The sequence below is a fragment of the Stenotrophomonas sp. KH_036_B genome, assembly GCF_057839485.1.
The window spans coordinates 804293-817280 of record NZ_CM174491.1 but is presented as its reverse complement, the minus strand read 5'-3'; the positions used below and the strand labels follow the sequence as shown (position 1 = coordinate 817280).

The following is a 12988-nucleotide window of genomic DNA, read 5'->3' as shown; positions in this document are numbered from 1 at the left end:
GCGCCCGTTTCTTTTCCAAACCAGGTGAGCGTGGGCGCACGCCCTGCACGTGCCGCTAACAGCGCGCACCCGATGATCCGCGTGCGGGGGAATATCTGGATCATTCCGGAGCATTCCATATGAACACCTTGGCCAAAATGGTGGTTGTAGCAGCGATGGGCTGTGCCGCAGGCAGCGCAATGTCTTCACTGGCTGTCGCGCAGACCCCAAGCGATGCGATGAAACTGCTTTACTCCCGGCCGTACAAATGCACGCTGTCCTACAAGGCCGGGCCACCTACGCCCCCGATCGGGCTGAGGGCGGAAAGCCAGGCACAGGCCGAGCAGATGGCGGTGGCGGTAGCGACTCCTTCCGGAGCGAGCTGCCAGCTGGATACGACGTCCGAAGATCGCACGTGAGGCCGATGGGTGTCGGCCCCCATTCACCGCCGATGCGGGCACCGAAAGGTGCCCGTTTTTTCCCCCAAATGTTCATCACGACGGACCGCCGTTGCGGCCGCCGATAGCCTCGGTCAAGCCAATGCCCAGGGCGCGGCGCTAGGATTCCTGGGTGCCCCGCAACAAGGACCTGCCATGACCCCGGCCATCAACCTGCTCAAGCAACGCGGCATCGCGCACGCGGTGCTTGCCTATGACCACGATCCCGGCGCGGCCTCCTACGGCGGCGAGGCGGTGCAGGCATTGGGACTTGACCCGTCGCAGGTGTTCAAAACGCTGCTGGCCAGCACCGAGAAACACGAACTGCTGGTGGCGATCGTGCCGGTCAGCGGCACGCTCGACCTGAAGGCCCTGGCCGAGGCCGCCGGCTGCCGCAAATGCGGGATGGCGGCCGTGGATGCGGCGCAGCGCGCGACCGGCTACCTGGTCGGCGGGATCAGTCCGCTGGGGCAGAAGAAGAAGCTCCGCACCTACATCGATGCCAGCGCGCAGGCGTTGCCGACGATGCATGTCAGCGCCGGGCGGCGTGGGCTTGAAGTGGCGCTTGCGCCGGCTGACCTGCTGGCATTGACCGACGGCAGCCTGGCCCCGATAGGCAAGCCACCGTAGAGCCACGCCCTGCGTGGCTGTGCGGTCCCGAACGAGACGCAGCCACGCAGGGCGTGGCTCTACGGGACAGCGTTACGGTCGCCAGTTGGCGTTGCTTTCCCAGAACGCCACGGCACGCTGGTAGGCCTCGCGGTCCAGCGGCACGCCCGAGCCGCCCTCTTCCACCCCCAGCGCGTTGCGCATCATGGTGATCGGGGCCATCGGTACTTCTTCCGGCTCGGCGGTGTAGATGCAGCCGACGATGCCCCAGTCGGCGTCGATCGGCGCGCCCTCCAGCGCGAGCTGCTCCGCGCTGTAGAGGATCACCACCAGGTAGTTCGCGCGCGGCGATTCCACCCCCTCGAACCAGCGCACCAGCACCGGCAGCTCCTCGCGGTTGCGCGCTTCGTAACCGGTATGCAGCTGATGGCGGTTGGCGTCGGTGATCGGCACGGTGAGGCAGCGCGTGCTGGTCCAGTTTTCGTAGACGAACAGCTTGCAGAACGGCGCGTAGCCGTCGAGCACCTTGAACGGCGCGTGCGTGTTGAGGTGCGCCTCGAACTGCGCGGCCGTGCAGTCCTGGATGGTGTTGCCGCGCGGCACGCGCGGAAACAGACGGGGGCGGGCGAATTCGGTCAGGACAATGGACATGGCACACAGGGGGGGGCGTGACGGGTGCACAGGGTAACCCGCGTCATCCGTCGAGAATCATCCGCAGCGCCGGCGCCAGTTCGGGAGCGTGGAAGCGGTACCCGTCCTGCAGCGCGCGGGCCGGCACCACGCGCTGGCCGGTCAGCAGCAGCCCGGCCATTTCCCCGAAGCCCAGCTTCAGCGCGAATGCCGGGGTGGTCAGCCGCGCGGGCCGGTGCAGCGCCTCGCCCAGTGCCGTGGCAAACGCGCGGTTGGTGACCGCGCCCGGTGCGGTGCCGTTGTAGGCCCCGCGGGCATCGCCGTGCTCCAGAAGCCATACGATCAGGCCGACCAGATCGTCCCGATGGATCCAGCTCATCCACTGCCGCCCATCGCCCATCGGACCACCCGCGCCCAGCCGGAACGGCGGAAGCATCCGCGCCAGGGCGCCTCCATCGCGATCCAGCACGATGCCGGTACGCACCACGCAGGTGCGCACCCCGAGGGCATCGGCCTTGAATGCCTCGGCTTCCCATTGCCGGCACAGCATCGCCGCGAAGTCGTGCCCCGGCGAAGCGGCTTCGTCCAGCATCTCATCGCCGCGCGGGCCGTAGTAGCCGATCGCCGAACCGGACACCAGCACCTGCGGGCGCGCCGGCAGCTGTTTCATCCACGCCAGCAGCGCGCCGGTGGTGCCGAGCCGTGAATCGAGCAGGGCCTGCTTGCGCGCCGGCGTCCAGCGCCCCGCCATGATCGGCTCCCCGGCCAGGTTCACCACCGCCTGTACCGGACCGACGTCGTCCAGCCGTGCCACGCTGCGGGCCCCGTCAACGGCATTCCGGCCGGGGTGTCGGGTCAGCACCGTCACGGCATGCCCCAGCGCCTGCAGCCGCGCGCACAGACGGCGGCCGATGAAGCCGGTGCCACCGGTAACCAGGATGTCCATCGCGTTCACTCCGTCTCAGTGCCGCCTACGGTAGACCGTCACCTGTGCACGAAGGGTGCCTTGCAACTTCACATTCATCGCGATGAAGCGATATCATATCCACACACCCGCTGCCGCCGCTGCCCATGACCGCCATCAGCTTCGAGTTCTACCCGCCCAAGACCGACGAGCAGCGCGCCCAGCTCGATCGCACCGCCGGCAAGCTCAGCGCTTACGGCCCGGAGTACGTGTCGTGTACCTTCGGCGCGGGTGGCTCGACCCTCAGCTACACCTCCGAGACCGTGCGCCACCTCAAGCAGCACCATGGCTTCGATGCGGCCCCGCACCTGTCCTGCGTGGGCGGCAGCCGCGAGGAAATCCGCGAACTGCTCAAGCTGTACCGGGCCATCGGCTGCCGGCGCATCGTCGCGCTGCGCGGCGACCTGCCCTCGGGCATGGGCCATCCCGGCGACCTGCGCTACGCCTCGGAGCTGATCAGCTTCATCCGTGCCGAGCACGGCGATGCGTTCCACATCGAAGTGGGCGCCTATCCGGAGACGCATCCGCAATCGGACGATGCGCTGCGCGACCTGAAGTACTTCAAGGCGAAGATCGACGCCGGCGCCGATGCCGCCATCACCCAGTACTTCTACAACCCCGACGCGTATTTCCACTTCGTCGATGCCGTGCGCAAGCTCGGCGTGACGGTGCCGATCGTGCCGGGGATCATGCCGATCTCCAACTTCAGCCAGCTGCGCCGTTTCTCCGAGCAGTGTGGCGCGGAGATCCCGCGCTGGATCGGCAAGCGCATGCAGGCCTACGGCGATGACGCCGAATCGGTGCGCGCCTTCGGCGCCGAGGTGGTGGCCCAGCTGTGCGAACGGCTGGTCGCGGGCGGCGCGCCGGGGCTGCATTTCTACACCCTCAACCTGGCAAAGCCCACCACCCAGGTGTTGAAGCTGCTGGGTCGCTGAGCGGAACCGGCGCAATCGCTTGCAGATAACGCGCGCGCCGCTACCCTGCTGCGATGAGATCGGTCGTTCTGCTCCTGCTGTCGTCCTGCGCACTGTGCTGTCCTCCTGTGGCCACGGCGCAGGCGCAGCGCGTGAACCGCTGTACCAACGCGCAGGGCCAGACCGTGTTCACCGACCGCAGCTGCGATGCACTGGGCGCGACCGCGCGCATGCCGGCCGGCTCCGCATCGGTCGGCAACACCGGCATCTACCGCGCCGGCTGCGCGCGCCGGCTCAGCGAGCTGACCGGGCAGATCCGCGACGCGGTGAGCCTGCAGGACGTCAACCGGCTGTCGTCGATCTATCTGTGGGGCAACGTATCCAACGCCACCGCCAACCAGATCATCGGGCGGCTGGAATCGGTGGTGCAGCGCCCGCTGATCGATATCGCGCCGGTCTATCCCAGCACCGACGCGCTGCCCCCGCCGCTGCCGGCCGACCCAAACGCCTCGCTGGTGGATGCCGTAGAGGCCGCTGCGCCCGTCGCGGGCCGGCCACGCCCGATCGGCCTGCGCCTGGAACAGACGCTGGGCAGCACCGCCACGCCGGCGCGCACAGTGTTCGGCCTGCGTCGTCAGTACGGTTGTTTCTGGATCACACTCTAAGGGCGTTTCCCGGCGCGTCAGCCGCCCGCGGGCACGGCGTCGCCGGACCACAGCCGGCTGATCGAGGCGATGCCCTGGGCACCGTGGCGGCGCGACTCCGCGATGTCGCCCGGTCCCAGGCCGCCCAGCGCATACAGCGGCAGCGATACCTGCGCGCGCAGCGATTCGAAACTGTTCCATCCCATCGGGGCAGCGCCCGGATGGCTGGGGGTGGCCTGCACGGGCCCCAGCACGGCGAAATCGCAGCCCAGTCGCTGCGCGGCCTGCAGCTGCGCCAGATCGTGGCATGAGGCCGCCACCAGCTGGCCGTCGGGCAGCGGCCGCGTCTCCAACTGCAGCAGCTGTTCGCTGCCCAGGTGCACGCCGACGCCGAGCCGGCGGGCCAGCTCGATGTCGCGGTTGAGCAGCCACTGCACCCCGCCCCCGTGGCGGGCCACGGCCTGCTCGGCCAAGGCCACCCGGGCGGCGCTGGCAGGGGTGCGCAGCTGTACCCGCCGCACGCCCGCATCCAGCGCCCGGGCCAGGCGTGCATACCAGTCCCGGTGCGCGGCAGCGTCGTCGGTCTCGGGCTCGGGGGTAATGAGATAGCGGTCGGGGTGGCGCAGCGCGGCCACCACCGGCAGGTCGGCCGGGGGCATCGAATAGCGTGAGAGCTTGTCCGGTGCCACCCAGGTAATGGCCTGGCCCTCGCGACCGCGCGGCGACCCCTTCCAGCTGCGGACATGCCGTACTTCCAGGCGCAGGTGCTTGTCCGGGTAGACCTGGGGCACGTCCATGATCCAGTCGCCCACCTCGGCCTCGATCCCCAGCTCCTCGCGCAGTTCGCGTACCAGCGCCTGCTCGGAGGTCTCGCCGTCCTCGCGCTTGCCCCCGGGGAATTCCCACAGGCCGGCCATGTCGCTGTTCTCGGTGCGACGGTTGAGCAGGATGCGGCCGCGGGCGTCGGTGATGACGCCGGCCACGACATGGATCGATCGTTTGGGGGATGGCATGGGGGCAGGATGCCGAATGAATGCGGGGATGTGCAATCCCCGGCTATCGACGCCCGGTGCCTGCATCTGCTGCCTCTGGTTTCGTCGATCCATCGCCCCGCACCCAAAAACAAAGGGCCCCTTTCGGAGCCCTTCGTCTGCGTCATACCGCCACGTCGATCAGAACAACACATTCCAGTTCAGCTGGCCGCCGAACTCGCTCTGGCCGTCGCCGCTGCGGCCCTGTGCGAAGAAGGACAGGCGGCTGTTGTCGGTCGGCTTGAACGAGACGCCCAGTTCGGCGATGGCCACGTCGCCGGCCAGCGGCAGGCCGCTGACCGTGAAGCGGTTGCTGCCCACCACGAAGCGGTTGCTGGTGTCGGCACGCAGGTCGCCACCGGCGTGCTGCCAGGCCAGGCCGGCTTCGATGCGGGTGCCGCCTTCCTGGTCGGCGCTGATGTCCCAGGCCGCACGCAGGCCGGCCGTGGTGGTCCACGTGCTGTCTTCGCTGGAGTCGACCGCCAGCGCTGCGCTGCCGCCGGTCTCGGCGAAGGCATCACTGCTCAGACGGGTGTAGGCCAATGCGAGGTACGGGGTGAGGGTCAGCGCATCCAGTTCGAAATCCCAACCGCCTTCGGCGAACGCAGTCACCGCGCTCGCGTCCTGGCTGCCGTCCAACGTCTGTGCCCAGGCCTGGCCCGTGCCGACGCGGCGCTGGGTATCCAGCTGGTAGTCGGCGTACGAGGCACCACCGTTGAGCCAGAACGCCTCACCCCGGAAGCCGGTATACAGGCCGATGTGCGCCGCTTCGACATCGCTGTCGGCGTTGCGGTCATCGACCTTGTTGCGCAGCTTTTCCGCACCGACGGCCACACCCACGGTCCAGCTGCCGCCGAAGCTCATGTCCATGCCGGCCATCAGCCCGGCCCGGTTCTGGCGCACGCGCGCGGCCGAGTCGTCACTGTCCTGGCGCTTGGAGGTGCCGCCACCGCCCAGCCACAGCGAGGCGCCTTCCACGGCCATGGTCGGGTCCGGCCGCATGCGCTGGGAAATGCCCTCGCGCAGGAAGCGGTCGTCGAGCAGCATCGCGCGGTTGCTGGCGTGGATCTCGCCGGACAGTTCGTTGAAGGCCGTGCGTGCGGCGGCTTCGTCGAGCATCAGCAGCGCGTTGTACAGCGCCAGTGCCTCGCCGGACTGCTGCAGGCTGTTCAGGCCGTTGGCGATGCCCTGCTGGTTGGGGGTCTGCGCCACGGGATTGAACACTTCCGGCGGCGGCGTGACCGGGGTGCCGGGATCACCAGGAGTGCCGGGGGTACCGGGCGTGCCCGGCGTGCCGGGAGTGCCGGGAGTGCCGGGAGTGCCCGGGGTACCGGGGTTGGTGCTGCCATTGTTGACCGCGATGGTCAACACCACCTGGCTGCCGTTCTGGCTCAGGGTCGGGGTGATGAAGGCCGAGTTGGAGGTGACAGCGTCAAACCCGCCCTCCACGCCACCCGCGGCATCGAGCACGGTGTAGGTGCGGCCGTTCTGGTAGCTGGTGGCCGGGTCCAGCCCGGTCACGCGCATGCCGGCATCGCCGGTATTGGCCAGGTTCGAGCCACGGCCGATGAAGGCCTGGCCGGTGACCTTCAGCAGGTCGGACTGGCCGTTGCCGAGCAGGTCCACGTCGTAGAACGCGGCGGACGACACCGGTGCCGAGGCGCCTGCGTTGAAGAACAGATTGCCGTCAACGGTGATCGTGCCCACGTTGCCGCGGCCCGGCGAGAGCACGCCGCCATTGGTCACGTAGGTATCGCCCACGGTGGCATTGCCGGCCAGCACGCCGCCATCGCGCACGGTGACGTTGGAGCTGCGCACCACGCTGGCGGTGCCGCCCAGACTGAGGTTCTGCTGGAAGCCGGCACTGCCGTTGAGCACCAGGGTGCCGCCGGACACATCGATCTGCTGGGGCAGCGCCAGTGCCGGATCGGTGTAGCCCTGGCCGGTGTACAGGTTGGAATTCAGTACCAGCGTGCCCGCGCGGACGTCGACCTTGCCGCCGAAGGCAGTGAGGTCGCCACTGAGCGTGGTGTTGCCCGCCACGTTGATGAGTGCGCCACCCGTCCACGTCGTGCCGTTGGGCACGCTGCGCACGGTGTTGGCCAGGCTGATGTCGCCGGTGTGGTTGAACACCAGGCCACCGGCATTGGACTGCATGTCGATCGGTGCGCCGGAGAGCGTGCCGGCGGCCTCGGCTGCATCCCAGTTGAAGGCGGCTGTGGCCGTTGTCCAGTTGACCGCGCCACCGCCCAGCACCAGGAAGCCGTTGCCGGTCAGGTTGAGGCCCGTACCTGCGTCGATGCGCCCCTCATCGCTGGCGATCAGCAGGCCAAACGGTTCGTAAACCCCCGCGCCTGCGGTGATGCCGTTGGTGGCGGTGATGACCGAACCCGCACCACTCACCTGCACCTTCTCCACCAGACTGGTGGGGCTGAGTGTTTTCGAATTGATGCCACCGGACACCTGCAGCGTGCCGGTGGTCAGTTGAGCGCCGGCGACGACGTCGACAGAGCCCTCGATCGTCATCAACCCGGCGTTGGTCCAATGCGAGCCCGCCTCTTGAATGGTGGTGGGCAGCACCGGACCGAAGGCATCTCTGATCAATGCGCTGTTGGACACAATCGAACCGCCGCCATCGAGCAGCACCGCGGTGGCTTCCACATGTCCGGCGTTGATCCGCGCGTTGGCACCGCTGACGCGGATCATCGAGATCCGGTTGGGATTATTGCCACTTGCCTCGGCCGTCAGACTGGTGCTGGCGTTCAGCACGCCGCCGTTCTGCACGGTCAACGTGCCCGACCCATCAAGGCCGACGACCACGCTCGGGGCGTTGACCACCGCGCCGATACCGCTGATGGTCACTTCGCCGACGCCGTCCTGCGCATTACCAATCACAAGCGTTGAAGCGTTGCCCAGCAGCGTGAGCGTGCCACCTGCCGCTACATTCAGCGTCCCGAAGCCATTGCTCTGGTTGCCCATGATCAGGTTGCCGCTACTGACGACGACCCGGCCGCCGTTGTCCACGGTGAGCGTGCCGCGGTTGCTATCGCCGAGAATGAAGGCGCCGCCGTTCACTTCCAGCTGGCCACTGCTGCCCACCGTCACGATACCCGCCGTCGTACCGGAACCGGGCGACTGGACCCCGACGCGTAACTGCGTGGCGGTCACCCGGGCACTGTCGCTGATGTTCAGCGTGCCATTTCCCTGCCTGCCGACGTCAATGGTGTCGGCCGAGAGGAACGTGCCATTGCCCATGACAGCAACCGTGCCTGTGCCTGTGTCAGCGACACCGATCACCAGCCCGCTGCCCAAGGAGGCCAGCGCGCCGTTGCGTAATACCAGCGTTCCCTTGCCGCTTTGGCCTACCACCATGTTGAAGCCGGGGCTGACCCCCAGCCGGGTGAGCGCGCCGTCCAAGGCAAGTGTGCCGTCGGCACCCGCAGCAGCGCCTATCGAAACCCCGTCCAGGGACGTCAGCTGTCCGTTGCCGGTGACATCGACCCGCACCGTGCCGTTCGGGGCGACAATGAAGCCTTGCAGATAGGTGCGCTGGTTGGTGACGGTCTCATCGGCGGTGAATGGGTACGCCTGCGCGAATGCCGAGGGCGCGGCAGCGGTCGCGGCCAGCGCGGTGAGCAGCGCAGCGGCCAACGCGTCACGTCGGCGCGGGCTGCCGAGGACGGCGCCGGGCGAGGCATGGGTTGACGTGAGTTCGGACGCAACCTGCGTCAGACCGGTGGTGTGGTTGAACACCAGGCGAAAAATCCTGTTCATGACACTCCATGGATGGCGACTTGACGAACGCGACGCGGCCACTCCCCGTGGCACACAGCGCGGCACTGCCGCTGCGGAACCCCTTCCGCGGCGGGGAGGCACAGGGTAATGCCTCACGGTGGCGCCCGCCACCCGCTCTTTGGCTGATTACGTCATCGGAAGCGCGCTTCAGCACCTTACATCGCGTGAATCTTTGTGACTTCCGTCTCATTTTATCGCGGGCAGAAAAAAGCCCCGCTTTCGCGGGGCTCTTCAGCAGGTTCGGTCAGAACGCCACATTCCAGTTCAACTGGGTACCCAACTCGCGCTGGCCACTACCGGCGCGTCCCTGTGCGTGCAGCGACAGACGGCTGTTGTCGGTGGGCTTGACCGACACCCCCAACTCGGCAATGCCCACGTTGCGGGCGAGCGGCAGGCCGGCCACCGTGAACGCATCGCTGCCGGCGACGAAGCGGTTGCGTGCGCCGGCACCACGCTCGCCGGCGGCGTTCTGCCAGGCCAGGCCGGCGTCCAGCCGGGCACCGTCCTGCTGGCTGCCACCGATGTCCCACATCGCACGAATGCCCGCCGTGGTGGTCCATACCTCGTCCTTGCTGGCAGCGACCTCCAATGCCGCGCTGCCACCCGTTTCGATGGCGGCCTCGCTCGACACGCGGGTGTAGGCCACGGCCAGATACGGGCTCAGGGTCAGTGCATCGCGCTGGATGTCCCAGCCACCTTCGGCGAACACCGACACGGCATGCGCATCGTGGCGGCTGTTGAGGGTCTGCTCCCACGCGGTGCCACCGCCCACGCTGCGCTCGGTCTCGACCTCGTAGTCGGCATAGCTGGCGCCGCCGTTGATCCACGCCTGCTCGCCGCGGAAGCCCGCGTACAGGCCGCCGTGCATGGCGTCCACCTCCGTGATCGCACTGCGCTCGCGGATCTGCTGGCGCAGCGATTCCGGACCACCGGCCACACCCACCGTCCAGCGATCGCCAATGGTCCAGTCGTAGCCTGCCATCAGCCCTTCGCGGTGGTTCTGGGTACGGGACGCGGTGCCATCACCCTTCTGCCGCGTGGACGCGCCGCTGGCGGCCACCCACGCCGATGCGCCATTGGCCACCATGGCCGGATCCGGGCGAAGCCGCTGGGAGATGCCGTCGCGCAGGAAGCGGTCATCGAGCAGCAACGCGCGGTTGCTGGCATGCATCTCGCCGGAGAGGTCGTCGAATGCCGCCAGCGCAGCGGCTTCGTCGAGCATCAGCAGAGTGTTGTACAGCGCCAACGCGTCACCGGATTGCTGCAGCGAATCCAGTGCGGCCGCGGTGGCCCGCTGGTTGCCGGTACGCGCGACCGCGCCGAACACGATCGGCGGGCGTGCGTCGGAGCCGCCGGAATCGACTGGCGGCACCTGGCCGTTGACCGCAATGGTCAGCAGCACCTGATTGCCGGACTGCGTCAGGGTCGGGGTGATGAACGCAGCGTTGGAGGTGACGTCGTCGAAGCCGCCGTTGACGCCTCCGGCCGCATCAAGGATCGCGTAGGTGTGGCCGTTCTGGTAGCTGGTTGCAGGATCCAGGCCGGTGACGCGCACCCCGGTGTCGCCGCTGCTGCCGGCACTGCCCGCGCCATGGCCGATGTAGGCCGTGCCGGTCACCGCGATGAAGTCAGCCTGGCCATTGCCCAGCAGGTCCACGTCGTAGAACGCCTTGGCGGCAACATCCGCGGGCACCGCGCCGCCGCTGTTGACGAACAGGTCGCCGTCGATGGTGATCGTGCCGACGCCGGCGCTGCCGGGCGACAGCACACCGCCGTTGAGCACCTCGGTGTGACCGACGGTCGCGTTGCCGGCCAGGACGCCGCCGTCGCGCACCCGCACGTTGGAGCTGCGCACGACGCGGCTGCCGTTGCCGTCATCGACGGCCTGCCGGAAGCCTGAACTGCCATTGAGCACCAACGTGCCGCCGCTGACGTCAATCTGCTGTGCGGGCGACAGGGCCGCGTGGATATGGTCCTGGCCGGTGTACATGTCGGCATTGATGCGCAACGTGCCGCCCGCCACGTTGACGTCGCCGCCAAAGGCGCTGAGGTCACCATTGAGGGTGGTGGTGCCGGCCACGCTGGTCACCGCACCGGCGGTCCAGCTCGCGCTGCGGATGTTGTTGGCCAGTTCCACATTGCCGGTGTGGTTGAACACCAGACCGCCCGCGCCAGTCCCCATCTCGATCGGCGAGCCCGACAGCGCGCCCGCCGCCTCGGCCGGTCGCCACGACGGGCCGACGGACTCGACCCACTGGTCCACGCCTCCGCCCACGACCAGATAACCCGACAACCCCAGCGCGAAGCCGGTGCCACCATCGAGAACGCCGCCATTGGCCACGCTCAGCATGCCGTACGGCTCGAAGACGCCGGCACCTACCGAGATTCCGTTGGACGCGCGGATCTTTGATCCTGCACCGCTGACGCGGACCTGTTCGTTGATCAGCTTCACGTTGAGCGTAGCCGAGTTGAGCCCGCCGGAAATGGCCAGCGTGTCGGTCTGGATGGTGGCGCCATCAACAACGTCGACGTTGCCACGTATCTCCATCGCACCGCGGTTGGTCCAGTTCGACCCCGCCCCGGTGACGGTCGCGGCCACCGTGCCACCCGCGTAGGAATCCTTGATGAGGGCTGTGTTGGAGCGGATCGAGGCACCGCCTTCAATCAGCAGTTCGTTGGTGGTGTCCACGCGCGGCGCGTCGATCGCCGAACCGGCACCACTGACCTCGATCCGGCCCTTCTGCCCGAATGTCCCGGCACCCAGGCCGTCGTAACGTTCCGCACGCACCTCGGTGTCCGCGCGCAACACGCCACCGTCTTCCACACGCAGCATGCCATCGCCGCGGGAACCCACCCATACGCTGCTGGCGTCCACCTGCGCGCCAGTGCCGCTGATGCCGAGGGACCCGCTGGAGCGCGATCCGCCGCCCAACGTCAGCTGGGCGGTCTTCAGCTGCCCACCGGCGCTGATCATGATGGTGCCGCTCCCGTCGGCATCGGTGCCTGCTCCCACCCCCCGATCGGCGACCACGATGCCGCCGTCGTTGATGTGAAGGACGCCGGTGCCGGCCTCGCCGACGCGCAGGTAGTTGTCGGTGACCTTCAGGGTGCCGCGACTGCCCACGCTGACGACGCCGGTGGACCCCGCCTCTGCGCCGATGCTGAGGCCATGGTTGTTGGCGCCGGTGTAGGACCGGGTGGTGACGACCGACGCACCGTCTGCAATGTGCAGCGCACCGTTGCCGGCGCGACCCACCTGCAACCAGCCGGCGGACAACTGCGTGCCGTCGCCGTTGACCAGGGTGGTGCCCGTACTGCCGGCCTTGAAGCCCATTGCCAGCAGGCTGCCGATGGAGGCTTCGGCGCCGCCGTCCATCCGGAACTGGCCAGTGCCGCCGTCGCCGACACGCATGGAGAGGTTGCCCTGCACGACGAGGCGTGGGCCCGCGCCTGCCACACGCAGGCTGCCGTGGTCACTCTGCGCGCTACCCAGCGATACGGCGCCGCCGGAGGTGATCATCCCCGCCCCGGCGACATCGATCGCTGCCGCGGCATTGATGCGGAACCCTTCGGCGTACTGGCGTACGTCGTTGACCGTCTCGTCGGCACTGAACTCATGCACGGCCGCGGAGGCCGCTGGCAGGGAGGCAGCCGACACGCCAAGCGCAACCAGCAGGGCAGCGCTCAGCGGCGAGCGGCGGCGCACGCGGGCGGTGGCTTGGCGCAAAAAGGATGAAGGGGTAGAGGTGCGAGGGTGCACCGGGCGATGGATCCTGTTCATGACACTCCATGGATGGCGACTCAGGGAAACGCGACGCGCCCGCGTGCTGTGGCACGTAACGCGTGTCGGTTCTGACGCGGGAGCAACGCACCCACGGCAGGGCTGAGAACGTTACTGCGCACTCCTTTGCGCACCTCCGGAATACAGCTGAGACGCGGGTGAGGATGCGCCACGCCGCCATGTCGGCGTTTCCTGAAAGTGGCG

9 protein-coding genes are annotated in these 12988 nt (G+C 68.2%); 4 read left to right on the top strand and 5 right to left on the bottom strand.

Features of this window, described 5'->3' with window-relative positions:
• Positions 1–119: 119 nt before the first annotated feature.
• Together AC3ITN_RS03585 and ybaK are read left to right on the top strand one after the other, a co-directional pair.
• Positions 120–398 (top strand): hypothetical protein, encoded by a 279-nt coding sequence (locus AC3ITN_RS03585; RefSeq protein WP_489392099.1) that lies wholly within the window; start codon positions 120–122, stop codon positions 396–398.
• A gap of 174 nt (positions 399–572) precedes the next feature.
• Entirely contained in the window at positions 573–1046 is a 474-nt protein-coding gene (gene ybaK / locus AC3ITN_RS03580; RefSeq protein ID WP_489392098.1) for a Cys-tRNA(Pro) deacylase, read from the top strand.
• A gap of 72 nt (positions 1047–1118) precedes the next feature.
• On the opposite strand, the gene AC3ITN_RS03575 is transcribed toward ybaK, so the two are convergent.
• Both AC3ITN_RS03575 and AC3ITN_RS03570 read right to left on the bottom strand, forming a co-directional pair.
• Entirely contained in the window at positions 1119–1676 is a 558-nt protein-coding gene (locus AC3ITN_RS03575) for a DUF3228 family protein (RefSeq protein ID WP_313347047.1), read from the bottom strand.
• Positions 1677–1719: 43 nt separating this feature from the next.
• Positions 1720–2601: a TIGR01777 family oxidoreductase gene (locus AC3ITN_RS03570; protein ID WP_489392097.1), complete on the bottom strand. Its 882-nt coding sequence runs from the start codon at positions 2599–2601 to the stop codon at positions 1720–1722.
• Between the two features lie 125 nt (positions 2602–2726).
• On the opposite strand from AC3ITN_RS03570, the gene metF reads away from it, so the two are divergent.
• Positions 2727–3554 carry a methylenetetrahydrofolate reductase [NAD(P)H] gene (gene metF / locus AC3ITN_RS03565; protein ID WP_489392096.1) on the top strand — a complete coding sequence of 276 codons (828 nt, stop codon included), beginning with the start codon at positions 2727–2729 and terminating at the stop codon, positions 3552–3554.
• A 53-nt stretch (positions 3555–3607) separates the two neighbouring features.
• Positions 3608–4198: a DUF4124 domain-containing protein gene (locus AC3ITN_RS03560; RefSeq protein WP_345785091.1), complete on the top strand. Its 591-nt coding sequence runs from the start codon at positions 3608–3610 to the stop codon at positions 4196–4198.
• 17 nt (positions 4199–4215) lie between these two features.
• Here the strand turns inward: AC3ITN_RS03560 and AC3ITN_RS03555 are convergent, their stop codons facing one another.
• The 3 genes from AC3ITN_RS03555 to AC3ITN_RS03545 form a co-directional block, all read right to left on the bottom strand.
• A complete protein-coding gene (locus AC3ITN_RS03555) occupies positions 4216–5190 on the bottom strand; it encodes a Nudix family hydrolase (RefSeq protein WP_489392095.1) in 975 nt (324 codons plus the stop codon).
• A gap of 159 nt (positions 5191–5349) precedes the next feature.
• Entirely contained in the window at positions 5350–8982 is a 3633-nt protein-coding gene (locus AC3ITN_RS03550) for an autotransporter outer membrane beta-barrel domain-containing protein (protein WP_489392094.1), read from the bottom strand.
• Between the two features lie 265 nt (positions 8983–9247).
• On the bottom strand, positions 9248–12730 hold the full coding sequence (locus AC3ITN_RS03545; protein WP_489392093.1) for an autotransporter outer membrane beta-barrel domain-containing protein: 3483 nt from the start codon (positions 12728–12730) through the stop codon (positions 9248–9250).
• Between the last annotated feature and the right edge of the window lie 258 nt (positions 12731–12988).

What these genes read in the sequence shown, in the direction of transcription:
- AC3ITN_RS03570 (WP_489392097.1), bottom strand. Translation starts at nt 2,601, where the DNA reads ATGGACATCCTGGTTACCGGTGGCACCGGCTTCATCGGCCGCCGTCTG.
- ybaK (WP_489392098.1), top strand. Translation starts at nt 573, where the DNA reads ATGACCCCGGCCATCAACCTGCTCAAGCAACGCGGCATCGCGCACGCG.
- AC3ITN_RS03560 (WP_345785091.1), top strand. Translation starts at nt 3,608, where the DNA reads ATGAGATCGGTCGTTCTGCTCCTGCTGTCGTCCTGCGCACTGTGCTGT.
- AC3ITN_RS03550 (WP_489392094.1), bottom strand. Translation starts at nt 8,982, where the DNA reads ATGAACAGGATTTTTCGCCTGGTGTTCAACCACACCACCGGTCTGACG.
- AC3ITN_RS03555 (WP_489392095.1), bottom strand. Translation starts at nt 5,190, where the DNA reads ATGCCATCCCCCAAACGATCGATCCATGTCGTGGCCGGCGTCATCACC.
- AC3ITN_RS03575 (WP_313347047.1), bottom strand. Translation starts at nt 1,676, where the DNA reads ATGTCCATTGTCCTGACCGAATTCGCCCGCCCCCGTCTGTTTCCGCGC.
- AC3ITN_RS03585 (WP_489392099.1), top strand. Translation starts at nt 120, where the DNA reads ATGAACACCTTGGCCAAAATGGTGGTTGTAGCAGCGATGGGCTGTGCC.
- metF (WP_489392096.1), top strand. Translation starts at nt 2,727, where the DNA reads ATGACCGCCATCAGCTTCGAGTTCTACCCGCCCAAGACCGACGAGCAG.